Source organism: Helicobacter cappadocius (assembly GCF_030688855.1).
GTDB classification, from domain to species: Bacteria; Campylobacterota; Campylobacteria; order Campylobacterales; family Helicobacteraceae; genus Helicobacter_J; species Helicobacter_J cappadocius.
In genome coordinates, this window is record NZ_JAUYZK010000011.1 from 33,807 (window position 1) to 59,483 (window position 25,677).

Genomic DNA, 25,677 nt, shown 5'->3' on the forward strand with positions numbered 1-25,677 from the left:
AAACCCCATCTTCAAGGTCCGTATTATGATAAAAGCCACTCTTCCCCTAACAGGTATTGCTATACTTAGATTTTTGGGACTTTTTATAGTTTTGCCTGTGATTTCGTTGTATGCAAGTAGTTTTCCGAATGCAACCCCTCTTATGTTGGGACTTGCTGTAGGAGGTGCTTACCTTACTCAAGTAATATTCCAAACTCCTATTGGAATAGCTAGTGATCGTTACGATAGAAAAAAAGTTGTGATGATAGGACTTTTTGTTTTTATGGTAGGTTCGATTATATGTGCGCTAGCCCATAATATTGAACTTCTTATTATTGGTAGATTGATTCAGGGTGCAGGAGCTGTCGGGGGTGTTGTGAGTGCTCAAGTGAGTGATCTAGTTAGAGAGGAGAGCAGGACAAAAGCGATGGCTATTATGGGCGGGGGCATTTTTGCTAGTTTTACGATTGCAATGATTGTAGGACCTATCATAGGAGCACAATTTGGTGTGGACTATTTATTTGCAATCACCGCTTTTTTGACTCTATGTTCGATGATATTGCTTTATACAAAAGTCCCAGACACGCCAAAAATAACCTATTCTTTTGAAGGTATTCCAAAATGGAAAGATAGTTTAGTAGATAGGAATTTGTGGATTATCAATTTGAGTTCATTTTTGGAAAAAACCTTTATGACTTTGATATTTGTCATTATTCCATTAGTACTAGTGAAAGAGTTTGGGTTTGCTGAAGAAAATTTATGGAAGATTTACGCACCTGGTGCTATTCTTGGAGTTTTGGCAATGGGTCCTGCTAGTATTATTGCAGAAAAATATGGCAAAGCTAAAGTGGTGATGCTCTATGGTGTATTGTTATTTTTGGTCGCGTACGCTTGCATCGCTATTTCTGACTCTAACACTTCCTCTCCTAAAATTGCATTGTTTATCACTGGAATTATGGTATTTTTTATAGGTTTTGCTAGTTTGGAACCAATCATGCAATCTTTGGCAAGTAAATATGCTAAAGCACATCAAAGAGGAGCGGCACTTGGTATGTTTACGACCTATGGCTATATAGGTTCTTGCATAGGGGGAATGGCTGGAGGAGTACTTTATCATTATGCTGGGATTGCAAAAATAGGGATAATTATTACTTGCGTGTGTGTGGTTTGGATAGTGATGATTATATTTTTAAAAAATCCTGCCAAACAAAAAAATGTCTATCTTCCCTTAGAAGATTATGAAAAAGCTAAATTCAAAGATTTAGATGGAGTTCAAGGTATTATTGAATGGTATGTGAATGAGAGTGAAAAAATAATTATTGTAAAATACGATGTCAGCTTTATGAGTGAGGCAGAAATAATGCAGTCAGTTCAGAAGTTTAAAAAATAAAAGAGGATAAAAATGGACGATAAGTCAAATAAATATGAAATCAGTAAAAAAATTCTAAATATTGTAGGTAAAACAAACGCAGAGTATAATTTAATAAAAGAAGGAGATAGGGTTTTATTGGGTCTTAGTGGAGGGAAAGATTCGATTTTATTAGCTTGTATTTTAGAGAGAATGCAACGACATGCTCCCTTTAAGTTTGATTTTAAAGCTATTACTATTCATTATGGAATGGGAGAAAAATTTGAGTGGCTTACAGAGCTTTGTGAGAGACAAGGAATCCCTCATGAGATATATCATACAAGCATCGCTGATACCATCAAAGAAAAACGTCGAGAAGGAAGTTCGTATTGCAGTTTTTGTTCTCGAATGCGAAGAGGAGCTTTATATAGTAAGGCTATTGAAGGCGGGTACAATAAAGTTGCTATCGCACATCATTTAGATGATGCTGCAGAAAGTTTTTTTATGAATCTCACTTACAATGGATCGTTACGAAGTATGCCACCTATCTATAGGGCAGAGAATGGCTTAGAGGTGATTCGCCCAATTATACATGTTCGTGAGCGACAGACGATTGATTTTGTCACTTCTCAAAATATTCCCACTGCTCCAGATTGTAATTGCCCAGCAAAGCAGCCCGATTCAGATAAACCTCCTGTAGCTAGACTTGCTACAAAGAATTTTTTATTAGGTTTAGAAAAGGATAATCCAGAATTTTTCAAATCTCTTAAAAATGCGTTTTCTAATCTCCATGCAGATACTTTTAGTGATAAAAATTATTTAGATGCCTGATTTATCGATAAAATGCCACTCACTTTAGATTTGAGTGGCTTGAAGACTGAAATTTGGCTTTATTTTTTTGGAATCAAATTGATGATAGTGATTTCATAATGGGTTCCAATTCTCATAGGGGGTCCCCAAAGATTGGTTCCTTGATTGATATAGAGGGTTTGATTTTTAGTTATGTGGTGAAGTCCTTTTATAAACGGCTGATCAAGCAAAACTGCTAGAGAAAATGGAAATATTTGTCCCCCGTGAGTGTGGCCTGATAGGATTAAATCGATAGGTTTATCTTGAGTTTGCGAAATGATTTTTGGTTGATGGGATAATAGTAAAGTGGGGATATTTGTATTGATGCCTTGCAGAGTTTTATCTATGTTTGGCTTGAGAAATCCTACTTTATCACCCATTAGATCAGCTATTCCAGCTATATTCAAAATAGGTTTTTTATCTACTTGAACTAGAATATTTTGATTGATAAGTACATTTAGTCCAATATCTTTGAGTTTTTTGATAATATTATTTATGTCGTGATAGTATTCATGATTTCCCAAAACATAATATACCCCATAAGTTGCTTTGAGGTTTTTGAGTTCTTCTATTGCTAGTTCTGCAAATCTGCTTTGAGTATCTATAATATCTCCAGTAAGAACAATAATATCTGGATTTTGAGCATTCACTTTATCAACAATTTTTTTCACTTTTTCCCTAGTCATCAATGTGCTGATATGCACATCGCTTAGTTGAACTACCTTCAAAGGAGTGGAGAGATTTTTTAGTGAGATGCTAACAGAGTCCATTATAGGCGATGTTTGTCCAATATAAATACCATAAGATGTGTATAGAACACAGGCTATAACCATGATATTTTGGATTTTTTTTCGCAGTTTTTTGAGTGAAAAAAACCGAAGAGGTAAAATAATAAGTTGATAAAGCAGGGTAAAAACAAGAAAGATAAATCCTATTCCAATTGATAATGATAACAATGTATATAACCATATAGGCAATGGATATTCTTGAAAATATATGTAGCACACAACTGCTATAGCATTTAGGAAAATAAGAAATTTAAGAATATTTTGAGGTATTTTGGATTTGTTAAGTTTGTAAAATAATCCCCAATAAATTATCAAATGAGAAATCAAAGATACTCCTAAGCTAATTAAACCAAAATACAGATGTATATGCGAAACAGAGGTATTTTCCATCGATTACCTTTATTGTAAAATTTATATAAAATCTTGTATTATATCGAAAATTAAATGACTGACTTGTTTGATAAAAAGGTCATAACTAGAGGCTGTATGGATATTTTATTTGTATGTTTAGGTAATATTTGCAGATCACCTTTAGCTGAGGGGATAGCAAGGCATTATGCTGATAAACTAGGGCTTAATACCAAAGTCGATTCTGCTGGAACTTCAGGGTGGCACAATGGAGAAAGTCCGTGTGAGGGATCTATAAAAGTAGCTAGGGTTCATAATATTGATATTTCACATTTGAAAAGTCGAAAAGTTAGCATTTATGCAGACATTGGTTTTGATCTTTTGGTTGGGATGGATAGGGCAAATATAGCAGACTTGTTAGATCTTGGCTTTGAAAAACATAAGGTGCGAAAATTAGGTGAATTTGGACTAAAAAATGCAGATGTTCCAGATCCTTACCATTACAGAAATAGCGATGGTTTTCAAAGTGTTTATAAAATGCTAGATACGGGAATTAGAAATTTATTTCAGGAGTATTTTGAAATCAAAATCAATTATGATTAATTCATCTTTTGGATACAATAGATATTTAAAGACCACGAAAAACTAACAATCGATCAAATATTAAAATTTTTAAGGAAAAAATATGAGATTATTTGGGATAAAAAATTGCGGTAGCGTAAAAAAAGCTAGAGATTTTCTGGATTCTAGGAACATTGACTATGAGTTCATTGATCTCAAAATACAAAAACCACAGATTTCTGATATAAAAAAATGGATAGATAAAAAAGGAATTGATGTTGTGTTAAATTCCAAAGGCAGCACCTATAAAAAACTAGGACTAAAAAATCTAAATTTGGATTTATCTGCTAAAATAGGGTATTGCCATGATAATCCTCTGTTGTTGAAGCGTCCCATTATTGATGATTTTGGAAATGATAATGTTGTTGTAGGGTTTGATGAGGCGAAGTACAAAGAAATTTTTAATTGATAGGTTGAATATGAAAACTTTTTTTTCATTAGTGTTATTGATATTTTTTATAGTTGGGTGTGCAAGTAAGAATGCTCCATTAGCTGATCTTTCATTGCCTCAAGATGCAAATTTTTATATCGAACAAAATAAGGATATGGAGCTTTCTCCTGAAGCTCTTAAGGAGCTTAAAGAAAACTATCTTAAGACTTGGTTTTCTCCTTGGACGACTATGGAAGTGAATAAAAATACAGATGAGGTTTTTTGGGTTGCACCATCTTTGTTAAAAAGTCCAGGTTATGGTGAAAATCTGAAAAAGAATACTCTTGAGTATACAAGCAAAATATATGAAGATATGGACATTCCAAATTATCCAAGTGTATCTCAAAAGGCCATTATAACAACAGACACGAGTGTTCGTGCGGTTCCTACTGAAAAGCCTAGATATAGCACTCCAAAAGGGTATCCTTTTGATAGATGGCAGAATTCTTTGATTTTTCAAGGAACACCTGTGCTTATCACTCATTATGATCTTTCTAAGCAGTGGGCACATATTCAGAGTAGTTTTGTGTATGGTTGGGTGAAGGTAACTGATATTGCAAAAATCCATCAAAAAGACATTGATTATCTTCTCTCTATCAAAAATTATGTTGTCCCTGACAAAGATAAAATTCCACTTTATGATTCAAAGGGTAATTTTCTTACCAATGCCCGTGTGGGAGAAATATTTGCACTCAAGCCCTCTGAAAAAGCTCCCTCAAAAAATTCTATAGCTTCTAAAGCCAAAAAAAATATTTCCGAAAAAATGACCAAAGAAGTATATACCTACAAAAAAAATATAGATGGTTATGTTGTTTTGATTCCAGTGAGTATTGAGGGTCTTTCTTTTAGTCCATTTCCAAAAAAAATGGATATGAGCGCAATGGCCTCTATTATCAACTCGATGATAGGGGAGAGATATGGATGGGGGGGTTCGCTAGAAAATAGAGATTGTTCGGCATTTACAAGAGATAGTTTTGCTAACTTTGGGATTTTGCTTCCTAGAAACTCCGCTGCACAGGTAAAATATGCAGGCAATATGATAGATTTGAGTAAAATGGACGCAAAACAAAAAGAACAATATATCATTGATCATGCTACCCCTTTTGCTACGATTTTGTGGCTAAAAGGGCATATTATGCTCTATATAGGTACTTATAAGGGTAGGGCTATGGCAGCTCATAATGCATGGAGTATTACCACTTCTACCTTATTTTCAAAACAAGAAAACATACTAGGTGGAGTGGTTATCACAACTCTTTGGGTAGGAAAAGAAAAAAATGGCTCTTTGTTTAAATCAAAAATGCTTATAGACAGAATACTTGGCATGTCTGATTTGTATGATTTTGCTTCAAAAGAACAAGAGAGTGAGAGTGTAAAATGAAAATTGTTTTTGGAATTTTTCTATTCTTAGGAATGCTTGTAGCTGGAGAAAAAATCAATGTGGTCGTAAGCGTGATACCTCAAATTTATTTTGTGAAAAAGATAGGTGGGGATTATGTGAATGTAAATGCGATGGTTCCTGATGGGAGGAGTCCTGAAACATATGAACCTTTACCTTCTGAAATGAAAATCATTAAAAAAGCTCAGATTTATTTGGGTGTAGGGATGGAGTTTGAAAAAATATGGAGCGAACGTTTTAAGGGAGCCAATCCTAATTTGACAATTATTGATCTCTCAAAAGGATTGAATTTGAGAGAATTTACTCATAGTCATGATGACTCTTCGCATCATCATGGCAAGTATGATCCCCACATTTGGTTATCTGTGGCTTTGGCAAAAGATGAAGCAAAAAAAATTTGTGAAGCACTCTCAAAACTAGATCCCTTAAATGCTTCTACTTATAATGCAAATCTTCAAAATTTTCTCAAAGAAATTAATCATATTGATGAATCTATCAAAGCAATATTTGCTGCTCCTGATGCACAAAAAGCATTTTTGGTTTATCATCCTGCATTTGGTTATTTAGCTAGTGAGTATGGCTTAGATGAAATTGCACTTGAAGCAGATGGAAAATCTCCAAAAATGAAGAAAATGATGGCTTTGGCACAGATTGTAAAACAAAAAAATATTCAAGTTGTTTATATTCAGCCACAATTTGCAAAAAAACGTGTTTTGGCTTTGGCAAATGATCTCAAACTTAGAGTTTTGGAGTTAAATCCCTTAGCAGAAGATTGGGAAAAAAATATCTTATATATTGCTAAAACTATCGCAACACAAGGCAGAGAAAAATAATGGAACTTTTGCAGTGTGAAGGATTATTTTATCGCTATGGTAGCGATTATGTTTTGGAAAATGTTAATTTTTCGGTACTGCAGAATGATTTTCTAGCAGTCATTGGTCCAAATGGCGGGGGTAAAACAACTCTTATTAAGATTTTGCTCGGACTTTTTTCGCCCAATAAGGGCAAAATATTTTATCCTAATAGTTCTGTTTTCAATCCTAATAGTCTTATTGGATATGTACCCCAAGACACAACCATTAATAGCGATTTTCCTATACAAGCTATTGATGTAGTGAGGATGGGTTTTTTAAAAAAAACAATCTTAGGTTGCAAAGTGAGTAAAAATGAAACATTACTCGCTCTTGAAATGTTAGATAAATTAGGCGTGAAACATCTAGCATATAAAAGAATTTCTGAACTTTCAGGAGGACAAAGACAAAGGGTTTTGATAGCTAGGGCACTTTGTGGTAATCCTAAATTAATTATTCTGGATGAACCAACTTCTAGCATTGATACTAAGACACAAGGTGAAATTTATAAAATATTAAAGTCTTTTAATGCCTTTCATACTATAATTGTGATTAGCCATGATATATCTGTACTTTTGGGATATGCTTCAAGAGTGCTTTATGTGAATAAAGAAGTTGTTGTGCATAAGATACCAAATCTAAATTTAGATACAAATGGTCATATATGCGAAGTCGATCTACTTGATAGATTTGTAATTTGAGGAGTAATAAAAATGGAAAATCAGTTTGATGTTGTAATTATTGGTGGAGGGGTTTCTGGATGTGCGGCCTTTTATACATTGAGCGAATATAGTGATATTAAGAAAATTGCTATCGTTGAAAAATGCGATCGATTAGCAAAAGTCAGTTCAAGTGCAAAGGCAAATTCTCAGACTATTCACGATGGTTCTATTGAAACAAATTATACGGTGCAAAAAGCAAAAAAAGTTAAGTTGTCAGCTTATAAAGTTAGACACTATGCCCTAAATAAGAATCTTCAAAATAAGATTATTTTTGAAAATCAAAAAATGGCTATTGGCGTGGGTGATGATGAGTGTGATTTTATGAAAAAACGTCACGAAGATTTCAAAGAGGTATTCCCAGATTTGGAATTTTTTGATAAAAACACTATCAAACAAATTGAGCCAAAAGTTATTTTAAAAGCCAATGGAGAAGATAGACCTGAAAATGTTGTGGGATCAGGATTTAAAAAAGATTGGTGTGCGATGAATTTTGCACTTTTATCTGAGAATTTTGTTCAAGAAGCCAAAAAAGTAAAGCCTGATAATGAAGTTTTTTTGAACTATCGCGTGAAAAAGATTGAACCTCGATCAGATGGATATGCCATTATTTCAGATGATTCAAGAGAGATTTATGCCAAGTTTGTGTTGGTTGATGCAGGATCTTATGCACTCCCATTGGCACAATCAATGGGCTATGGGCTAGATTTAGGATGTTTGCCCGTGGCAGGTAGTTTTTATTTTGTGCCTGATTTGCTTAGAGGCAAGGTTTATACTGTTCAAAATCCAAAATTACCATTTGCGGCAGTTCACGGAGATCCTGATGTGGCTATCAAGGGGAAAAGCAGACTTGGACCTACTGCTCTTGCGATGCCAAAATTAGAGAGAAACAAACATTTATTTGGTGGTCTTAGTTGGGATTTATTGAAAATGGATTTCAATAAAGAGGTTTTTAAAATCAGCTGGGATTTGCTTTCTGATAAAGAAATTCGCGATTATGTTTTTAAGAATATGGTTTTTGAACTTCCTTATTTTGGCAAAAGAAAATTTCTCAAAGATGCTAGAAAGATCATTCCTTCTTTGAAGCTTGAAGATTTAACTTATGCAGATGGTTTTGGTGAGGTGCGTCCTCAAGTTCTTGATAGGACAAATAAAAAACTCGAATTAGGGGAGAAAAAAATCTCTACCAACAAAGGAATCACCTTTAATATGACTCCATCACCAGGTGCTACTAGTTGTTTGCAAAATGCTCTAGTGGATGCTAGAGAGATTGCTGATTATTTAGGAGCTAAATTTGATTTAGAGAGATTTTATCAAGATCTTTCTCCTGAAGAGCTGGGACAATAGGTTATTAAAGATTATAGATGGGTGAATTCTTTTCTTATTCTTTTGTTCAAAATGCACTCATTGCTTCTTTTTTTATTAGTATTTGTGCGGGAATTATAGGTTCTATCGTTGTATCAAATAAGACAGTCTTTCTTACAGGTGGGGTTGCTCATAGTGCCTTTGGTGGTGTGGGCGTTGCATTATATTTTGGATTTAATGCAACTTTAGGTGCTTCGTTTGCAGGAGTTTTGATGGGTTTATTAATGGTATATGCTACCAACAAATATAAAAATCGAATTGATACATTTATTGCTGCAAGTTGGGCATTGGGTATGGCAATCGGGATTATTCTCATTGATTTGACACCTGGGTATGGGAGCGATATCACGAGTTACTTATTTGGTTCAATTATTGCTGTAGCACCTAACGATATTGTGAGTATTGCGATTTTTGATCTTGTTTTGGTGGTTTTTGTGGTTGTGTATTATCGTGAGCTTTTGAGTATTTTCTATGATAGTGAATTTTGCAGACTTAAAAAAATTAATGTTCAAGTTTTTAATATTATTATTTTTATACTTGTTTCATTAGGAGTAGTGATGAGTATGGGGGTAGCCGGACTTATTTTAGTGCTTTCGATTTTATCTATCCCTGCTTATATTGCTACTATGTTTGCATCTTCGTTGAAGGCTCAAATGTTTTTATCATGGGGACTTTCATTGTTGTTTATGTGGATAGGGTTTTTTGTTTCTTATGTATATGATTTAAGTATTGGAGCTTGCATCGTTATAGCCTCAGTTATAGGAATGGGCATCGCTATTTTATTTAAAAAAATATCATACAATCTAAAATTATAAAGGAAAAAATATGTCTGATAATAAAGAATATGATTTTTGCTTGAAGATGTCTCGTAGATCTGTGAAGATTGTTGTTATTGTGGGTATGTTTTCGGTGCTTTTGACATTAATATCCTTGTCGGTTTTGGTTACAGAAGCCAGTGCGATGGCAGGTATGAGCAAACAAATCAAGACTCTTGAGCACAAACTAAAGGATTTGGAAGAAAATCAGAGAGTTGCAAATAAAAAATGAAAACTTATCTAAAAACATTGTTTTTTTGTTTTTTTCCTTTTGGTGTTTATGCACTCGAAACATATCCCGCTACTCCAAATTTAGCCTTTGGATTTCATCCTTATGGAAGTGCAAAATTTGGTATGCAGTATTATGAATATACTGAACCAAAATTGATGTCCATCTCTGGACCTATGTATAATATCAGTGGATTGTTTGGTGTAAAATTAAATCCTTTATTGAAGATGGATGTTCAGATTTATTATTCTCAGGATATTGGTCAAAATATTTATAATGGAAGCACCCAAGATTTTAGCACAAAGGAAGTTGTCCCCTTAAGCTTGAAATCGGCTGATTATTATTTGGGTGGTGTTGGGAAAGTAGCTTTTATTCTTGGAGATGGAATAGAGGAAGAGTGGGTCAGTTTTTATACAGGATTGGGGTATCGGTATTTAAATAATAATATTCAAAATCCTCCTAATCAGATTGTAACTTATAGACGAGAGCAGACTTATTGGTATATGCCATTTGGGGTAGATGCTAGTATGTGGCTAAATAAAAATATCAAAATCAAAATAAATGCTGAACTTCGAGCACTCCTTGTGGGTAAAAATATCACACATTTTACGGATTTAGGTTGGGATAATGATGCACATTTTACTCAAAAAAATGGTAGTGGTTCAAGACTTTCGTTAGGAGCGGAATTTTTTATTACAAAAAAACAAGCTATTACTCTGGAGGCTTTTTTTGATTACTGGGGTATAAAAAAATCAAATATCAAAAACATAACAAATCAGGGTAAATCTGTAGGTTCTTTTATTGAGCCTGAAAATAATACGAAGGTATTCGGAGTGCAGATAGGTTATTTTTTCTAGCTTTTAGCATCACACAAGACAATAGCAAATAACACATTTGAACCATTTTTTTCTACGGTTTTTTTTGCTTCCTTGATAGTTGTTCCTGTGGTGATAATATCATCGACTATGAATACATTATCGAATTTTTTTGTATAGATAAAATTTCGTGGATTGCTTTGTCTGTATAGCAGAGATTTTCCTGCATAATGTACCATGTTTTTAGCTTTCAATGCTCCATATGAAGGTCTAAAGCTGTGTTTGCAAAATTCTCTTAAAATTACAGCTGTATGCGAATAATGACTTCTCACACAATCATCGATAGCTATTCCATAGATTTTTGCTTGTTCCCATAATGAAATATTATGAGAATTAAAAAAATATTCACTTGCTTTTTTTGATAGTATTTTTAACACTCTGCTACCAAAAATGCTATATTTGCTTCCTATTAGCATGGAAATATCTTCATAGCGATAGAAACTATATATGCTAATGCCATCAATCACACGCACTCTTGGTGTAATTTTTATGTTTCTAAAACATTTTTGACACACTGGCTCAAAGAAAAGGAGAGGTTTTTTTAGATTTTCTAAGTCTATAAATTTAAAACGACTGCAGAGGATACACTTCATATTTTTTGCATAATAAGCTCTTTGATTTGATCTTCAATAGTTTCTTTAGGTTTTGAAGCATCAATAACTTCTACTTTACATTTGAAATCTTTTTGCAATCTCTCTGCGATCGATTTTATATTTTTTTGGATATCTAATAGGTATTGGATACCTCTTTGCTCAATAGCATCGTTTGATTTTTTTCCCAATCTATCTTGAAGTGTTTTTTTATCAAGTTCTAAAATAATAACCAAATCAGGAATAATATTATCTGTAGCAAACAAGTTAAGTTCTTTTGCTCCTTGAATATTTCTAGCATAGGCAATTCCAGAGATAAGACTTCTATCTGATATGATCAGTTTATCTTGATTGGGCTTGATGATTTTTGCGATATGTTCAGCTCTATCAGCTAAAAAAAGAAGAAACTCTGTCTTAGCATCTATTTGATAGTTATTGTTTGTGTTGTGTTCTTTTAAAATCATTTCTCGAATTTCTATGCCTAGCATACTTCCACCAGGTTCTTTTGTAAAGATAGCGTGTGGAAAGTCCTTTTTTAAAGATTCTATTTGCGTAGATTTACCAGAGGTATCAATGCCTTCTAGAGCAACATACATAATTATCCTTTTATCTTCTGTATATATTCATATACAACTTCGGGTATAAGATGAGAGACCTTTCCATTGTGTTGTAAAATGCTTCGAATAATAGAAGAACTAATAAAAGCATTTTTGAGTGTGGGCATAAAGTAAATCGTATCTAACTCATCATTCAAAGAAGCATTTGCATATCCCATCTGCAACTCGTATTCAAAATCACTCACTACTCTAAGACCCCTAATAATGAGTTTAGCTTTATTTTCTTTTGCAAAATCAGCTAGGAGAGTATCAAAACATACACATTCTACTTTAGGAATATTGATTGTGGCTAACTCCATCATTTTTTTACGATCTTTTAGTTCAAACATAGGGGTTTTTGAGCTTGATTTTGCAATTGCGATGATGACTTTATCAAAGAGTTCAACGCTTCGCTTGATAATATCTAAATGTCCATTGGTGACTGGATCAAATGTACCTGGATAAATAGCTACTTTGTTCATTAGCTCCCCCATCTACTATAGAGATTGTTGGGAATTTTTAGGCTATCTAACCATCTGCCTATTATAAAATTTTCCATAGAATTTAGATCAGATATTTTTGCGTAATATGCCATTACAGGAGGTGCGATAATCACACCTAATTTTGAAAGTTTGAGCATATTTTCTAAGGGAATTGCTGAAAATGGGAGTTCTCGTGGAGTGAGCAAAAGTTTTTTACCTTCTTTTATCATTACACTTGCAGTCCTTGAAATAAGTTCATCTGCGATGCCAGATGAGATTTTTGCTAACATATCCATACTCGTTGGCACAACGGCCATCATATCGACATCAAAGCTTCCTGATGCTATATTTGCAGAGATTTCATTAGCATTAAAAATAGTTATTTTTCTGCCATTTTCTATGAGTTTGTCAAGTTTGGATTCTATTTTTTCCCCTGTCTCTTCTTTTGCAACGATCTTGCTACTTGCAGAAATAATTATAAAAAGTTCAATTTCTCTAGGAATTGCTGCAATAAATTTCATCGCAAGAGCAGTGCCACTAGCTCCACTGATGCCTACGATCATTTTCATAATATTTCTCCTTTATCGGTGTCTATAACTTTGACTTTTATGATTTTTTTGGTTTCAGGATTGATGGCATTGATAATATCCCCAAGCGATCCATTTTCTTTGGCTATAAGAGTTGTTTGCAGAGTAATTTGTTTATCTTTTATAAATCCTACAAAACTATCATTTTTTCTTATAAGGATTTTGGATTGTATCTTATCAAATGTAATGATAGAATTCGCATTGATGTATGATTTTGCACTTGTATGGTTGATTTGAGATGAGTCAATAGGCATTTGCAATATCCTATCAAGTCCTATAATGTCTTTTTTCACATTTTTATCAGTAATATTTTCTGAAGTTTTGATAGCATCTATAGCACGATAAACATTGATAGTTGCTTGTAATTGATATTGCAATGGAATCTTCAATAAAGAATTATTCAAATTTGCATCTAGCAATATGATACCTTCTTTTTTATTCAGATTTTTAGAATCTAAACTCATAGATTGGATTTTGTAGTTTTGTATAAGCATATTCGAAGGAATAGATATAGAAATACTGGAAATGTGTATTCCGTAAGTTTGATATTTTTTTTCATAGGTTTTTTGAATGTAGTTTTTGATTTGAGCAAGATTATCAACTGCCCAAAGATGAATTGCTAAAATAAATAAAAGAAAAATACTTTTCATTATTATCCTTTCTGGACAAAAGAAGATAGAATATCACGCTCTAGTCCCCCAAAGCTGATTCTTAGTTTGGTATCAGAACCTATTTTTTGAACATCGATGATTCGTCCAGAGCCAAATATCTTATGGAATATTATGTCGCCTTTTTTAAAATCCTCTTCTTTCTTGGAATGTGTATTTTGTTCTTCAAGTAGTCCTGCTTCTTTTAAAAATCTTGATTTTTCAAGCAAACTACGTTCTCCACGATAAAATCTTGAATCGACATAAGAAATATAAAGTTCATCTTTTGCTCTAGTGAAGGCTACATACCCCAATCTACGTTCTTCTTCTATATCGCTTTCATCGCGAACTAATGGAAAAAATCCCTCTTCAAATCCTGTTATAAAAACATATTCAAACTCCAGCCCCTTAGCAGAATGAACACTCATGCAAGAAATATAGCTTCCATCATCAGATGTATTATCACTTGATAAAGAAAGATCGTTAAGAAAATCTTCTAGCGAATTTTCAGGAGATTGGATGATATAATCTTTGAACATCCCGTAAAACTCTTCAATATTATAGAGTCTATCAATTGAGTCGTTAGAATTTTCTGATTCATCTATAAGGTTGATACTAGAGGTAAATTCATCGATAAATCTCATAGGCGAAATACTCAAAAAATGCACAAAGTCATCAATCATAGAAAAGAATTCCTCTAAAGTTTTGTGATTTTTTGCTGAGATGATTGATTTCAATCTGCCTTCTTTGAGTGCTTGATAAACAGATATTTTATCATTTTGAATGGTTTGAAAGATTTTATCTTGAGTGGTTTTTCCTATACCTCTTTTGGGTTTATTGATGATTCTAGAGAGCGAAAAATCATCATTTGGATTGATAATCAATCGTAGATAACTTAGAATATCCTTTATTTCAGATCGTTCATAAAAACGTATTGCTCCGATGATTTTGTAAGGAATTTCAGCTCTATTAAACCCTGCTTCAATACTCCTAGATAGGGCATTAACTCTGAACAAAACTGCAATTTTGCTAGGGTTGATACCTTCTTTGAGAAGTTGTTTGATTTTTGTAGAGATCAAGGTCGCCTCTTGTGTTTCGTTTTCAGAATGTAGAATCTGTATTGCTTTGCCATTTCCCTTAATGCTTTGGAGTTCTTTGCCCAAACGATTTTTATTATAGTTGATGAGCGAATTTGCACCCTTCAATATCTGGGTAGTGGATCGATAGTTTTCTTGAAGTTTGATAATTTTGACATTTTCAAAGTTGTCCTTAAAATTCAAAATATTTGTAATATCTGCTCCGCGCCACCCATAAATACTCTGATCATCATCCCCAACAACGCAAAGATTTTGATGAGTGGAGCATAATTTCATTAGTAGTTTGTATTGCAAACGATTGGTATCTTGATATTCATCAACCATAATATATTGGTATTGATTGCTTGTATTTTTGGCTAGTTCTGGGTTAGCATCTAGGATTTTATAGGTTAAGACCAATAAATCATCAAAATCTACCATATTTTTTTCATTCAAAAAATCTTCATAAAGCTTATAAAGTTTCGCAACCTCTTTTTGGTAGTCATTCTGTGCTGAACTTAATGCTTCAACAGGAGAGATTAGAAAATTTTTCAAATTAGAAATATTAGATTCTATATAACCAATGGGCAAGTTAGGTTTGAAACCCTTAAGTATCTTTTTTTTGTCATCTCCATCAATAAGCACAAAATTACTTTTTCGGTTTAATAGGTGGATGTTGAATTTCAAAAATAAAAGTCCAAATTTATGAAATGTGCACAAAAGTGGAGGAGATTGATTGGAGATATTTTCAATCAAATTAAGAGCCCTTGTACGCATTTCTATAGCAGCTTTGTTTGTAAAGGTCAGAGTGAGTGTTGAGGTAGCTGGAATTCCCACTTCATCTATGAGATAAGCTAGGCGAGTGGTGAGTGTTTTTGTCTTTCCACTTCCTGCACCTGCTAATATAAGCATAGGCCCATCAATATGCTTAATAGCCTCTAATTGTGATGAGTTGAGATTTTTTAGAGTATCAGGAGTCATTTTTGATGACTTTTTATTTTATTGGTATCAATAGTAAAATCAAAGAATTCTGATTTGAAATTTGCAACAGAAATGTAGTTAAAATAACTAGAAGCCGCTTTGAAATTCCCTGTTTCTTGATATAGAAGTGCTAGTGCATAGCGAGTTTCAAAATCGGTTGGAGCATCCATTTTTGATAATTGCAAAAGCAGTACTGCATTTTCTGGATGGTTTGCTCCGATGGCTGCAACAGCTCCAAGAAATTTTGTTTTAGCATCATCTTCTTTAAAATCTTCGATGAGTGCATTATAGAGTGCGTAAGCTTTTTCGAATTTGTGTTGGTAGATATTAATAAGTGCCATTGTTTGCATGATGCCATTAGGAGTGTCTGTTTGCGAAATCAGTTTTTGTTCTAATATTCTTTCTTGCTTTTCTAGCGATCCTGTGATAAAGCCTATATACACATAGAGTTCTCTTGTAAAGGCTGGACCATAATACACGCTACTTAAATCAAGATTTTCAGACAAAAACAAATTATGTAATCTAAGTGCAACTTGCTTGAGATTGGTATCATAATTATGTGCAAGTTCATATAAAATATTTGAAACAATATCTTTAGGATATATTTTTTTGAGATTTGAAAAGGCCGATATAATGGTATTTTTATCTTTGTTTCGAATACCGTAAGCTGCTTCTAGTGCATAATAAATTGGAAGTTTTTCTTTAGCTTGTTTTATCCATCCCATCCCATCGTTGATATTTTTTGTAAAATAACCAATAAATGAGGTTAGAAACTCTTTTTCTTCTTTGGAGCTAAAGGGAACATTTTCAAAATCTTGGGCTATCTGATGAGATATTCTGCTAGTGTCTTGGTAGATAAATGTTCCTGCCATTATGGCAAATAAACCAGAGGTAATATCATAACTATTGAGATGATAAGCTCTCAAAAAATGAATATAGGCTTTTTGAAAATCTCCCATTTGTGCGTATATAAGCCCTATATCATAGTGCAACACAGCGTGGTTAGGATTAGATTTTGCTGAAATTTGCAAATATTTTAAAGCGTCTCGAATGTTATTTTTATTCAGTTCTATTAGAGCTTTAGTAATATTTTTATTAATATTAGAGATCGTATCACCTTTTATGAGAGTATTTTTTGCTTCTTGGATGCTTTTTGTATCAGAAAATACCCCTCCTTCGCGTATCATTTTGATCGCTTCTTCTAAATTAAAAACCCGAAAAGGAGCATAATAAAAAAGAATTTTATAAGGTATTTTTTCTTCAATTTCAAAGCTTCTATTCCAAAATTCCTCTTGAGCCAACCCTACATCAAAAAGCGATCGATTTAAGATAACCTTAATAGGATAAGTATCCATTGCCTTTTTAATGAGATCTTGATCTTTTATAGAGTCTAGTGCAGAAGCAGCAAGTGAAAAATTTCCAATTTTCAAATCAATCATTTCTAATGCCAAAATCGAACCAATATCTTTTGGGTTTGCATTCAGGTATCTATATAAATAATTTTTTGCTTTTGCGTATTCTCCGATACGTGCATATAAAAGCCCTAAGCTTTTATAATCCTTTGGTTTTGCAACCTCTTTTAAATGAATAACCGCATTATAATCATCATTAAACAGCAAAAATATTTTTGCCAACAAGCGATTGTTCTGATCATTGTAATTTTCTGAATTTGGATTTAAAAGCGGAGATAAGCTCTCAAAATAGTATCCATTATAATAGTCCATAAGGGCATATAGATAAGAATAAAATGGCTTGTGCGAAGAATCACCTAGATGAGAACTTGCCAACTTCATATAATGAGCATACAAATCAGGACGTTTTAGATAGTATGATCCAACCATAGCATCTAATGCACTGATACTGACATTTTCTCCACTAGCAATTGCATTATCAAAGGAGTTGATAGCACCAGGGTAGTCTTTTTCTCTGAGTTTGATAACGCCTAGATTATGTGAAGCAATAGCTTGTGAAAAGTTTGCGACATTATTGAAAATATTCAATGCTTCAATTTTGTCCCCACCATTATAAAGCATATTAGCTTTTTTGATAAGGTTATCTAGGCTTTTGTTATTTATTTCAGATATTTTAGAATCTAGCTTGGGGATAGGAGGCAGAGTAATCTCCACAGGTTTTGGAGGGGGTGTTTGTATAGGGGTTTCTTCTGTTTGATTTTCATCAGAGTTTTTGCTCAAAAGAATTACAGATATAACAACAATCAAAAATAAAACTCCAATCGTGGCAATGAGAGAAAAAAATATTTTTTTGTTGCGTTTAATTTCTTTGTATTTTTTTACCAATACCTGTATTAGACTCTTGCCATCAAAGCCTTTGATTTTGAAGACTTTTGAAAGTTTTGAAAAATTTGCTCGTAAGATATTTCTTTTTATTTCTTTTGGCTTAGCATTTGAAGCATCATCGCCTATTGAATTTACTTGAGTAGCAATATCGGGATTTTTTTCTTTTGCCATAGGGTTTTAGCTCTTAGAGATATTTTTTCAATACTTGTGGAATTTCTATATCTCCATCTTTGGTTTGATAATTTTCCATTATAGCCACTAGAGTTCTACCCACTGCCAAAGAAGAACCATTTAGAGTATGGACTAAAGAGTTCTTACTTTCGTCTTTGAAGCGAATTTTTGCCCTTCGAGCTTGGAAATCTTGAGTATTAGAAACAGAGCTTATTTCTCGATAACAGTTTTGACCTGGAAGCCAAACTTCTATATCGATGGTGTTTCCTGCACTAAAACCCAAATCCCCACTACAAAGTTGCATATAACGATGAGGCAATTCAAGCTCACACAACAAATCACTGGCTGTTTTTAGCATCTTGAGTTGCATGTCTTGGCTATCTTTAGGGTGGGTTATAGCGACTAATTCGACTTTATCAAACTGATGTTGACGTATTATTCCTCGTGTGTCTCTTCCTGCACTCCCTGCTTCTTTTCGAAAACAAGGCGTCTGTGCTGTCATCATAATAGGTAAATCTTCAGCAGGAATAATAGTATCATTATACAGATTGGTTAGAGTGATTTCTGATGTAGAGATAAGATACAGATCATGTCCTTTTGGTTTTTCACCTAATGGGGTGTTGATTTCTTCTAAATCTCCGCTGACCTTAAACATATCATCTTCAAATTTAGGTAATTGCCCTGTCCCAAAAAGCATATTTTTATTTACAATCACTGGCGTAACAACCATCTCAAACCCTGCTTTTTGATTGTGATCGAGCATAAAATTTATCAAAGCTCTATTTAGTCTAGCTCCCATACCTCTAAGCACTGAAAATCTACTTTTTGCCAATTTTACCCCTGCTTCAAAGTCAATCCAATGATTTTTTTGTGCAAGTTCCCAATGTTCTTTTGGAGTAAAGTCAAAAGTTTTTGGAGAAAGGATTCTTTTGATTTCTATATTGTCAGCTTCATCTTTTCCAATAGGTGTTTTTTCATCAGGCAGATTAGGAATACCAAAGAGAATATTCTGAAGATTTTTTTCTAGGGTTGTAACTTCATCATTTAAGAGATTTATTTTTTGCTTGTTTAGCTCAAGTTCATTTTTGAGTTCGCTAATATCTTTGCCTTCTTTTTTATATTCTCCAAAAAGCTTAGAAGTCTTGTTTTGATGAGATTGTAAGGTTTCAAGTTCTTGTTTATTCTTTTTGTAAGTATGGGCAGTATCTTTTAGGTTTTGGAGTGTTTGGACATCTACTTTTTTTGTTTCTAATTTTTTGCTTACTGATTCAAAATCATTTAGTAGAAGTTTTATATCTATCATTAATTTGCCCTTATTTTTTCAGAACTGACGATAGGATTTTATCGAAAATTCAGAAGTATTTACAAGTATTTGATTTTAAACATATATAAGCATTTTTTATTCCTATATGTGTTTTATTCTCTAACTAGAGCCAACTTGAGCTATTTGAAGTGAAGCTTTAGATTTTTTGTTGTACAATAGGAGAAATTGACTTACAAAAAAACAGGGTATTGGAAGGCTCTAAATATGTTTGGTATGGGTATTTTTGAAATTTTAGTGATTTTGATTGTGGCAGTTATTTTTTTAGGACCCGAGAAACTCCCTCAAGCAATGGTAGATGTTGTGAAATTTTTCAAAGCTGTGAAAAAAACACTCAATGATGCCAAGGATACTTTTGATAAAGAACTCCATATGAGTGAAATAAAAAAAGAAGCACTTGAGTATAGAAATACCTTTGAAAGCAGTGTTGATAATATCACTAAGGATATTCAGCTCAAAGAAATTGATGATATGTTTGGTAAATATAAAGAAGAAAATCAGACCACCAAACCCAAAAGGACAAAAAAAACACCAAAGATACCTGCTCCAGATGCTGCATTATCTTATGAGGATACTCTACCTAAAAAACGCGGCAGGAAGCCCAAAACGGAAAATCAAAAACAAAATATTACAGATAAACCCATAGCCACTCAGACAAAAAAATCACCAATTAAGCCATCTGTTCCAAAACCTATCTCCCAAGATTCTGAGCGATCAAAAAGGAGAGTTGTAACTCCAAAGGCGACAAAGAGCGTTGGATTCAAGAAATCTACCAAAACATCAAAGGAGGGCTGATAGATGTTTGAAGATTTAAAACCTCATATTCAAGATCTCCGCAAAAGATTAATGATTTCTGTTGCCACGCTTTTGGTAGCTTTTTTGGTTTGTTTTAGTTTTTGGACACATATTTTTGAATGGATAAAAGCACCCTTACAAGCTGCTTTTACCTCTAAACAAGTAAGCGGAATGCTCATTCAAATATCACCCGCAGAAGGGGTTTTTGCAGCTATGAAAGTCAGCTTTTTTGCCGCTCTTTTGGTTTCTATGCCGATTATTTTTTGGCAATTATGGCTTTTTATTGCACCTGGTTTGTATAAAAACGAAAAAAAAGTGGTTCTCCCTTTTGTATTTTTTGGAACATTGATGTTTTTATGTGGAGCTGCATTTGCGTATTTTGTCGTTTTTCCCTTCACTATAAAATATATTTTGATGTTTGGAAATGAAGAATTCCAAGCAAACATCTCTGTCTCAAGCTATATTACATTTTTTACTCGGGTTGTTATTGGCTTTGGGGTTGCATTTGAATTACCTGTTTTGGCGTATTTTTTAGCAAAAATTGGACTCATTACAGATGCCACATTGAAGGGTTATTTTAAGTATGCTATTGTGATTATATTTATTTTGGCAGCCATCCTTACTCCTCCAGATGTCGTTTCTCAAGTTTTTATGGCACTTCCTTTGATTTGTCTTTATCTACTTTCAATCCTGATAGCAAAAATAGTCAATCCTGCCCCGAAAAAAGAAGATGAAGAAGAGCAAAAAGATCAGTGAATGCAAGAGGATTTTTTATTAGAAAGTTATGATTATTTTCTTCCAAAAGAGCTCATAGCCAATTATCCAGCTACTCCTAGAGAAAGTGCGAAATTAATGGTTTATGATAGAAAAAAAGATGAAATTTTTCATACTGATTTTTATCATATTTTTGACTTTATCCCTCAAAAGGCTTTGGTTGTTCTAAATGATACCAAAGTTATAAAAGCTAGAATTTATGGGCATAAACCAAGTGGCGGAAGTCTTGAGTTTTTATATCACCGAGAAATAGGACAAGATAGCTATTTGGTTCAAATAAAAGGCAGGGTAAAAGAAAATCTTCGCGTTGTTTTTGCAGATGGATATGAAAGCATCATAAAAGAACTTAGAGAAGATGGCTATAGGGTTGTTAGCTTTTTTCATAAAGATGTCCTGCTTGATTTAAAAGGTGTTTTAGATATGTTGGAAAAAATTGGGCATACACCCTTGCCACCTTATATTAAACGTGTTGATGAAAAGTTGGATTTATCTGAGTATCAGAGTGTGTTTGCAAAAAATCTAGGAGCAGTAGCTGCCCCCACAGCCTCTTTACATTTTTCAGATGTTGCTTTAGAACGTTTAAAAACCGAATTTTCTCATTGTTTTCTCACTCTTCATATCGGGGCAGGGACATTCAATGCAGTAGAAGCAAAAGATATAAGACACCATCATATTCACACAGAAAGACTTACTATACCTCTTGAAAGTATGGAAAAAATAGACAATGCAAAATCTATTTTGTGCATAGGCACTACAGCACTTAGAAGCGTGGAGTATTATGCCAGATTGAAGAACATAAACAAAAAAGAGGATTTGTATGCCCAATGTGATATATTTTTACATCCGGGAAATTCCGTATCAAGAGTGAATCATTTATTGACGAATTTCCATCTGCCTAAATCAAGCTTGATAATGCTTGTTAGCTCGATGGTGGGAGTAAAAAAATGTAGAGAACTTTACGAAATAGCGATTGCAAATCAATATAGATTTTATTCTTATGGTGATGGGATGTTGATTTTATGAGGTTAGATATAATACAGAGAGATTTTTCTTTGGATGATGGAACTGTAGAGTGTTTTGAAAAATATGCCAAAACCTTGTTGCATTGGAATAATATACACAATCTTAGTGGAATACACACTCTTGAAGAAGTGTATGAAAATATTTTCGATTCCATATATCCGTTAAAATTTATTCAAGATTTTGAGTGTTGCATTGATATTGGGAGTGGGTCAGGATTTCCTGCGATTCCTCTTGCGATATGCAAACCTCAGTGCGAGTTTGTTTTGATCGAACCAAGATTTAAACGAGTGAGTTTTTTGAAAAATCTTATCATTGAGTTAGGTTTGAAGTATGTAAAAGTTGAAAAGTGTTTGATAGAAGATCTGCAATTTGCAAAACAAGCAGATTTGATTACTTCAAGAGGAGTGATGCAGAGCGAAGATTTGATAAAAAATGCTAAGAGATTTTTAAAAAAACAAGGTCATTATTTATTTTACAAAGGAGAGCGTTTGGGGCTAGAGATAAATTTTTTAGATAGCGAATGTTTTTGTAGAGAAAAAAGAGTTTATTTTTATAGAAAGGAAAATTGATGCGACTTGTTATTATATTAGTTATTATCGCTTTGATTGTGTGGTTTTTTTTCTACAGAAAGCCTTCTGTGCAAAAAAAACAGACAAAAAAACCAGCAGAAGAGATTATGCTAGAGTGTTGTAAATGTGGGACATATATTTCTTCACAGGAAGCTATCATTTCTCATAAAAAATGTTTTTGTTCAAAAAAATGTTTGGATACAGAGGAATAAAATGATTATTTTTGGATACAAAGGGATTGAATTTCCTAGATTTAAAAAGATTACTTCCATTGAAGAAATCATGAATGTTGATAATACTTGTATTGTATGGTTTGATAGGGAAGATGATATTAATCATATCATTTCTAATCATTGTCTTCAAAACGATGTAAAATACGCTATAAAAGTGGATAATCTCACGGATTTTGTTGTATATGCTTCACTTGGAGCTAGATATGCAATACTTGATAAAACTCCAGAGATATATCAAAAGATAGCTGAAGTTTATTTGTTTGATATGAAAATACTATACACAATAAAAGATAAAAGCGAAATAGAAGAGTTGGTAAAAATGGGGATTGATGGAGTTATTTTTAGAGAGATTTTAGAATAATTTTGCTACAATCCCGCCCTAAGGGGAGATGTCCGAGTGGTTGAAGGAGCACGCCTGGAACGCGTGTAAGGTGCAAGCCTTCAAGGGTTCGAATCCCTTTCTCTCCGCCATTTCTTTGAATACTATCTTCTTTAGATAGCGTATTATCCTACTTATACCCGTTAAACTTTCAAATTTATAGGCATTTTGTTGATACTCTTTCCAAAATTCACTTCATTCACAAAAACTATAGCTCAATAGAATATTCAAAAATATTTGAATATATTTCCCTTAAGAGTGTCTATTGACCAAATTTAATCAAAAGAATAAATCATCACCAATTCTTGAAAATTAATTGATATATACTATAATAATATTTAAATATTTTATTTACTTTTTATATAAATAAAGCCTTATTTTCGATATTTTTCGAGATTTTCATCTTTTATTTACTATTCAAGTAAAAAAATACGATATGATTCCATTCAAAAATAACAACTAATATCCTAAGGAAAACCTATGAAAAATATAATGAACAGCGACAAAAACAATAAAATAATGTCCTCTAATGCCCAAAATTCGGTTATAGCCCCCCCCCCATTGACTTTTTTAAAAAGCAATTCTTTAGAGAATTTTGAAAATCCAAAAAAATCTCGATCTACTGAAAAATACAACAAATCTTTTATCCCTGTTATTTCTTTTGTGCTTTCTACATTTTTGTTTTCATTTAGTGGTGAGTTAAGAGCAGACACTTTAGGTGATGCTTCTTGCACACTAGGAGATAGTGCTTCTTGTGCCACTTTTAGTACAACTTCAGATTTTTCCAATTATTTAAATCTTGTTTCAAAAGGCAGTGGAGTTTATGATCTAAGTTATTCTCAAGCACCAGCTAATGCAAACTTTCCAAATGTAACTTTAAATGCTAATAATGCTGTTATTAATTCCAATCTTATAGGAAATGGTTTGTATGGAACGGGTTTATCCAATCAGAATATGCAAACAATCTTTAATCTCAAAAATTCAGTTTGGAATGGAAACTTTATAGTAAGCAGTGGTAATTATGCTGGTTTTGGATTCACAACCACTTTTGATGGAAATTATAATGATACAGACAATACAGCCAATCCTCTTAATGGCTATGCCCTAAAGGGAAACATAACTTCCCCGTATTCCACTTCAAACAGCACTTTTAACTTCAATAATGGTGCAAAGATGGCTGGAAATATATCATTTGCTAGCACAGGTACTTTTAATTTCAATTCAGGCTCTTCTTTGCAAGGCAATATTAGTTCTAGTTCGGGCAGTACTATCAATGTTAATTTTGCTGACTCTTCTATGAAGGGGAATGTAAGTGCTTATTCAGGAACAATCAATACTAATTTTACAAATTCTTCTATGATAGGAAGTATTTTTAACTCCACTGCAACATCTGGTACAACAGCGTGGAATTGGAATTTAGATAATTCGAGCATTGATGCAACAAATGGTGGTGTCTCTGTAAGAAATTATTCTACATTTAACTTTAGTCTTGCGAACAAATCTAGTCTGACAGGTGCTATCAGCGTGAAGGATCTTTCGACTTTAAACCTCAATCTTGCCAATAGTTCTAGTTTGGTAGGTAATCTGAGTATGGAGAATTATTCGACTTTAAACCTCAATCTTACCAACAATTCGACTTTCAAAGGCAGTACAAGTTCTGATTATCAAGGTGTTCTTAAAGCTACCTTCGCCAATTCTTCTATGGAAGGAAATATTACCAACAATTCAAATCGTAATAGACCTTACAAAGTTCAAACTTATACATTTTCAGGCAACTCAGATGAGGGTTTTGCCCTCAAAGGACTTAATGGTGCTAATTCAAAAATAAACTCATATCAAGGTGTTATTAATTTAAACTTTGATAATGGAGCTAAGGCTTATGCAGATATTACAGCAAATGTTGATGGCTATAGTTATGGGTCTCTTCCTACAATAAATATGAGTTTTAAAAATAACTCCACATTAAATGGTAGCATATCTGAGTATCCTCATGGTAGGATTAAAGCCACCTTCATTGATTCTTCTATGGAGGGAAACATCACCAACTTTAGAAGCAATTTTGATGGTACAAATTCTCAAACTTATACATTTTCAGGCAACTCAGATAAGGGTTTTGCCCTCAAAGGACTTAATGGTGCTAATTCAAAGATACAAACAGCTAGAAATGGCATCAATCTAACCTTTGATAATGGGGCTAAGGCTTATGCAGATATTGAAACTGCTGGTGGCGACACTGCTGCCACTGGTCAAAATGTAAGCCTCACTCTTAAAAACAACTCTTTTTTGCAAGGTAGCGTAACTGGTTATTATGGATATATCAATGCTAATTTAACTGATTCCTCTATGACAGGAAGTGTCTTGAATTCCACTGGAGCTACTTGGAAATGGAACTTAGATAACTCTAAAATTGATGCAAGTTCAGGTGGTATCAATGTAAAAAACAATTCTACTTTGAACCTCACCCTTAACAACAACTCTTCAATACTAGGCAATATCACTACCACCACTGGCTCTACCAACCTCACCTTAAATGCACCTTA

At 33.3% G+C, this 25,677-nt stretch carries 27 protein-coding genes and 1 tRNA gene; 19 read left to right on the top strand and 9 right to left on the bottom strand.

The genetic code is table 11. The annotated features are described in order from the left end of the window. Positions 1-25: 25 nt before the first annotated feature. Together Q5I06_RS07240 and Q5I06_RS07245 are read left to right on the top strand one after the other, a co-directional pair. A complete protein-coding gene (locus tag Q5I06_RS07240; RefSeq protein ID WP_305517477.1) occupies positions 26-1,369 on the top strand; it encodes an MFS transporter in 1,344 nt (447 codons plus the stop codon). 12 nt (positions 1,370-1,381) lie between these two features. Next, positions 1,382-2,158 (top strand): tRNA 2-thiocytidine biosynthesis TtcA family protein, encoded by a 777-nt coding sequence (locus Q5I06_RS07245; RefSeq protein WP_305517478.1) that lies wholly within the window; start codon positions 1,382-1,384, stop codon positions 2,156-2,158. Positions 2,159-2,217: 59 nt separating this feature from the next. Here Q5I06_RS07245 and Q5I06_RS07250 read toward each other — a convergent pair whose 3' ends face one another. Then, on the bottom strand, positions 2,218-3,354 hold the full coding sequence (locus Q5I06_RS07250) for a metallophosphoesterase (RefSeq protein ID WP_305517479.1): 1,137 nt from the start codon (positions 3,352-3,354) through the stop codon (positions 2,218-2,220). 54 nt (positions 3,355-3,408) lie between these two features. On the opposite strand from Q5I06_RS07250, the gene Q5I06_RS07255 reads away from it, so the two are divergent. From Q5I06_RS07255 to Q5I06_RS07295, 9 genes are all read left to right on the top strand, one after another. Next, positions 3,409-3,915 (top strand): low molecular weight protein-tyrosine-phosphatase, encoded by a 507-nt coding sequence (locus Q5I06_RS07255; protein WP_305517480.1) that lies wholly within the window; start codon positions 3,409-3,411, stop codon positions 3,913-3,915. An 82-nt stretch (positions 3,916-3,997) separates the two neighbouring features. Further along, on the top strand, positions 3,998-4,342 hold the full coding sequence (locus Q5I06_RS07260) for an arsenate reductase family protein (protein ID WP_305517481.1): 345 nt from the start codon (positions 3,998-4,000) through the stop codon (positions 4,340-4,342). A 10-nt stretch (positions 4,343-4,352) separates the two neighbouring features. Continuing rightward, on the top strand, positions 4,353-5,744 hold the full coding sequence (locus Q5I06_RS07265) for an SH3 domain-containing C40 family peptidase (protein WP_305517482.1): 1,392 nt from the start codon (positions 4,353-4,355) through the stop codon (positions 5,742-5,744). Continuing rightward, complete coding sequence (locus Q5I06_RS07270) at positions 5,741-6,595, top strand: metal ABC transporter solute-binding protein, Zn/Mn family (protein ID WP_305517483.1); 855 nt, start codon at positions 5,741-5,743, stop codon at positions 6,593-6,595. Before Q5I06_RS07265 ends, Q5I06_RS07270 begins: the two co-directional genes overlap by 4 nt. Then, complete coding sequence (locus Q5I06_RS07275) at positions 6,595-7,314, top strand: metal ABC transporter ATP-binding protein (protein WP_305517484.1); 720 nt, start codon at positions 6,595-6,597, stop codon at positions 7,312-7,314. Before Q5I06_RS07270 ends, Q5I06_RS07275 begins: the two co-directional genes overlap by 1 nt. A 12-nt stretch (positions 7,315-7,326) precedes the next feature. Continuing rightward, positions 7,327-8,679: an FAD-dependent oxidoreductase gene (locus Q5I06_RS07280; RefSeq protein ID WP_305517485.1), complete on the top strand. Its 1,353-nt coding sequence runs from the start codon at positions 7,327-7,329 to the stop codon at positions 8,677-8,679. 17 nt (positions 8,680-8,696) lie between these two features. Continuing rightward, positions 8,697-9,512: a metal ABC transporter permease gene (locus Q5I06_RS07285; protein ID WP_305517486.1), complete on the top strand. Its 816-nt coding sequence runs from the start codon at positions 8,697-8,699 to the stop codon at positions 9,510-9,512. Between the two features lie 10 nt (positions 9,513-9,522). Next, complete coding sequence (locus tag Q5I06_RS07290; RefSeq protein ID WP_305517487.1) at positions 9,523-9,744, top strand: DUF5408 family protein; 222 nt, start codon at positions 9,523-9,525, stop codon at positions 9,742-9,744. Continuing rightward, entirely contained in the window at positions 9,741-10,598 is an 858-nt protein-coding gene (locus Q5I06_RS07295) for a hypothetical protein (RefSeq protein WP_305517488.1), read from the top strand. The genes Q5I06_RS07290 and Q5I06_RS07295 overlap by 4 nt, the downstream gene beginning before the upstream one ends. Here Q5I06_RS07295 and Q5I06_RS07300 read toward each other — a convergent pair. From Q5I06_RS07300 to serS, 8 genes are read right to left on the bottom strand one after another with little or no spacing between them, the layout of a single operon-like run. Beyond that, complete coding sequence (locus Q5I06_RS07300) at positions 10,595-11,209, bottom strand: phosphoribosyltransferase family protein (protein WP_305520930.1); 615 nt, start codon at positions 11,207-11,209, stop codon at positions 10,595-10,597. The two genes, Q5I06_RS07295 and Q5I06_RS07300, sit on opposite strands and share 4 nt — an antisense overlap. Beyond that, entirely contained in the window at positions 11,206-11,802 is a 597-nt protein-coding gene (gene tmk, locus Q5I06_RS07305; protein WP_305517490.1) for a dTMP kinase, read from the bottom strand. The genes Q5I06_RS07300 and tmk overlap by 4 nt, the downstream gene beginning before the upstream one ends. A 2-nt stretch (positions 11,803-11,804) precedes the next feature. Beyond that, positions 11,805-12,284, bottom strand: a complete 480-nt coding sequence (gene coaD / locus Q5I06_RS07310) for a pantetheine-phosphate adenylyltransferase (RefSeq protein ID WP_370690947.1) — start codon at positions 12,282-12,284, stop codon at positions 11,805-11,807. Further along, positions 12,284-12,853, bottom strand: coding sequence for a UbiX family flavin prenyltransferase (locus tag Q5I06_RS07315; protein ID WP_305517492.1), 570 nt, complete (start codon positions 12,851-12,853; stop codon positions 12,284-12,286). The genes coaD and Q5I06_RS07315 overlap by 1 nt, the downstream gene beginning before the upstream one ends. Next, complete coding sequence (gene flgA / locus Q5I06_RS07320; RefSeq protein ID WP_305517493.1) at positions 12,850-13,521, bottom strand: flagellar basal body P-ring formation chaperone FlgA; 672 nt, start codon at positions 13,519-13,521, stop codon at positions 12,850-12,852. The genes Q5I06_RS07315 and flgA overlap by 4 nt, the downstream gene beginning before the upstream one ends. Before the next feature lie 2 nt (positions 13,522-13,523). Next, the gene (locus Q5I06_RS07325; protein ID WP_305517494.1) at positions 13,524-15,575 is read right to left on the bottom strand and encodes an ATP-dependent helicase; all 2,052 of its coding nucleotides are present in this window, start codon (positions 15,573-15,575) and stop codon (positions 13,524-13,526) included. Beyond that, positions 15,572-18,043: a tetratricopeptide repeat protein gene (locus Q5I06_RS07330; RefSeq protein WP_305517495.1), complete on the bottom strand. Its 2,472-nt coding sequence runs from the start codon at positions 18,041-18,043 to the stop codon at positions 15,572-15,574. The genes Q5I06_RS07325 and Q5I06_RS07330 overlap by 4 nt, the downstream gene beginning before the upstream one ends. Positions 18,044-18,056: 13 nt before the next feature. Further along, positions 18,057-19,346, bottom strand: coding sequence for a serine--tRNA ligase (gene serS, locus Q5I06_RS07335; protein WP_305517496.1), 1,290 nt, complete (start codon positions 19,344-19,346; stop codon positions 18,057-18,059). A 225-nt stretch (positions 19,347-19,571) separates the two neighbouring features. Here serS and tatB point away from each other — a divergent pair, with 225 nt between their 5' ends. The 8 genes from tatB to Q5I06_RS07375 all read left to right on the top strand — a co-directional run. Next, a complete protein-coding gene (gene tatB, locus Q5I06_RS08765; RefSeq protein ID WP_305517504.1) occupies positions 19,572-20,159 on the top strand; it encodes a Sec-independent protein translocase protein TatB in 588 nt (195 codons plus the stop codon). A 3-nt stretch (positions 20,160-20,162) separates the two neighbouring features. Further along, a complete protein-coding gene (gene tatC, locus Q5I06_RS07345) occupies positions 20,163-20,915 on the top strand; it encodes a twin-arginine translocase subunit TatC (RefSeq protein WP_305517497.1) in 753 nt (250 codons plus the stop codon). After that, complete coding sequence (gene queA / locus Q5I06_RS07350; RefSeq protein WP_305517498.1) at positions 20,916-21,956, top strand: tRNA preQ1(34) S-adenosylmethionine ribosyltransferase-isomerase QueA; 1,041 nt, start codon at positions 20,916-20,918, stop codon at positions 21,954-21,956. Next, complete coding sequence (rsmG, locus tag Q5I06_RS07355) at positions 21,953-22,525, top strand: 16S rRNA (guanine(527)-N(7))-methyltransferase RsmG (protein ID WP_305517499.1); 573 nt, start codon at positions 21,953-21,955, stop codon at positions 22,523-22,525. Before queA ends, rsmG begins: the two co-directional genes overlap by 4 nt. Further along, entirely contained in the window at positions 22,525-22,737 is a 213-nt protein-coding gene (locus tag Q5I06_RS07360) for a PP0621 family protein (RefSeq protein ID WP_305517500.1), read from the top strand. The genes rsmG and Q5I06_RS07360 overlap by 1 nt, the downstream gene beginning before the upstream one ends. Before the next feature lies 1 nt (position 22,738). Beyond that, positions 22,739-23,119: a hypothetical protein gene (locus Q5I06_RS07365; protein ID WP_305517501.1), complete on the top strand. Its 381-nt coding sequence runs from the start codon at positions 22,739-22,741 to the stop codon at positions 23,117-23,119. A gap of 22 nt (positions 23,120-23,141) precedes the next feature. Continuing rightward, positions 23,142-23,229 (top strand) — tRNA-Ser (locus Q5I06_RS07370). Between the two features lie 388 nt (positions 23,230-23,617). Continuing rightward, on the top strand, positions 23,618-25,677 hold a 2,060-nt coding region (locus Q5I06_RS07375; RefSeq protein ID WP_305520931.1), incomplete at its 3' end, for a hypothetical protein.

Excerpts from the sequence above, each read along its gene's own strand:
- Q5I06_RS07240 (WP_305517477.1), top strand. The coding sequence starts at position 26 with ATGATAAAAGCCACTCTTCCCCTAACAGGTATTGCTATACTTAGATTT.
- Q5I06_RS07245 (WP_305517478.1), top strand. The coding sequence starts at position 1,382 with ATGGACGATAAGTCAAATAAATATGAAATCAGTAAAAAAATTCTAAAT.
- Q5I06_RS07250 (WP_305517479.1), bottom strand. The coding sequence starts at position 3,354 with ATGGAAAATACCTCTGTTTCGCATATACATCTGTATTTTGGTTTAATT.
- Q5I06_RS07255 (WP_305517480.1), top strand. The coding sequence starts at position 3,409 with ATGACTGACTTGTTTGATAAAAAGGTCATAACTAGAGGCTGTATGGAT.
- Q5I06_RS07260 (WP_305517481.1), top strand. The coding sequence starts at position 3,998 with ATGAGATTATTTGGGATAAAAAATTGCGGTAGCGTAAAAAAAGCTAGA.
- Q5I06_RS07265 (WP_305517482.1), top strand. The coding sequence starts at position 4,353 with ATGAAAACTTTTTTTTCATTAGTGTTATTGATATTTTTTATAGTTGGG.
- Q5I06_RS07270 (WP_305517483.1), top strand. The coding sequence starts at position 5,741 with ATGAAAATTGTTTTTGGAATTTTTCTATTCTTAGGAATGCTTGTAGCT.
- Q5I06_RS07275 (WP_305517484.1), top strand. The coding sequence starts at position 6,595 with ATGGAACTTTTGCAGTGTGAAGGATTATTTTATCGCTATGGTAGCGAT.
- Q5I06_RS07280 (WP_305517485.1), top strand. The coding sequence starts at position 7,327 with ATGGAAAATCAGTTTGATGTTGTAATTATTGGTGGAGGGGTTTCTGGA.
- Q5I06_RS07285 (WP_305517486.1), top strand. The coding sequence starts at position 8,697 with ATGGGTGAATTCTTTTCTTATTCTTTTGTTCAAAATGCACTCATTGCT.
- Q5I06_RS07290 (WP_305517487.1), top strand. The coding sequence starts at position 9,523 with ATGTCTGATAATAAAGAATATGATTTTTGCTTGAAGATGTCTCGTAGA.
- Q5I06_RS07295 (WP_305517488.1), top strand. The coding sequence starts at position 9,741 with ATGAAAACTTATCTAAAAACATTGTTTTTTTGTTTTTTTCCTTTTGGT.
- Q5I06_RS07300 (WP_305520930.1), bottom strand. The coding sequence starts at position 11,209 with ATGAAGTGTATCCTCTGCAGTCGTTTTAAATTTATAGACTTAGAAAAT.
- tmk (WP_305517490.1), bottom strand. The coding sequence starts at position 11,802 with ATGTATGTTGCTCTAGAAGGCATTGATACCTCTGGTAAATCTACGCAA.
- coaD (WP_370690947.1), bottom strand. The coding sequence starts at position 12,284 with ATGAACAAAGTAGCTATTTATCCAGGTACATTTGATCCAGTCACCAAT.
- Q5I06_RS07315 (WP_305517492.1), bottom strand. The coding sequence starts at position 12,853 with ATGAAAATGATCGTAGGCATCAGTGGAGCTAGTGGCACTGCTCTTGCG.
- flgA (WP_305517493.1), bottom strand. The coding sequence starts at position 13,521 with ATGAAAAGTATTTTTCTTTTATTTATTTTAGCAATTCATCTTTGGGCA.
- Q5I06_RS07325 (WP_305517494.1), bottom strand. The coding sequence starts at position 15,575 with ATGACTCCTGATACTCTAAAAAATCTCAACTCATCACAATTAGAGGCT.
- Q5I06_RS07330 (WP_305517495.1), bottom strand. The coding sequence starts at position 18,043 with ATGGCAAAAGAAAAAAATCCCGATATTGCTACTCAAGTAAATTCAATA.
- serS (WP_305517496.1), bottom strand. The coding sequence starts at position 19,346 with ATGATAGATATAAAACTTCTACTAAATGATTTTGAATCAGTAAGCAAA.
- tatB (WP_305517504.1), top strand. The coding sequence starts at position 19,572 with ATGTTTGGTATGGGTATTTTTGAAATTTTAGTGATTTTGATTGTGGCA.
- tatC (WP_305517497.1), top strand. The coding sequence starts at position 20,163 with ATGTTTGAAGATTTAAAACCTCATATTCAAGATCTCCGCAAAAGATTA.
- queA (WP_305517498.1), top strand. The coding sequence starts at position 20,916 with ATGCAAGAGGATTTTTTATTAGAAAGTTATGATTATTTTCTTCCAAAA.
- rsmG (WP_305517499.1), top strand. The coding sequence starts at position 21,953 with ATGAGGTTAGATATAATACAGAGAGATTTTTCTTTGGATGATGGAACT.
- Q5I06_RS07360 (WP_305517500.1), top strand. The coding sequence starts at position 22,525 with ATGCGACTTGTTATTATATTAGTTATTATCGCTTTGATTGTGTGGTTT.
- Q5I06_RS07365 (WP_305517501.1), top strand. The coding sequence starts at position 22,739 with ATGATTATTTTTGGATACAAAGGGATTGAATTTCCTAGATTTAAAAAG.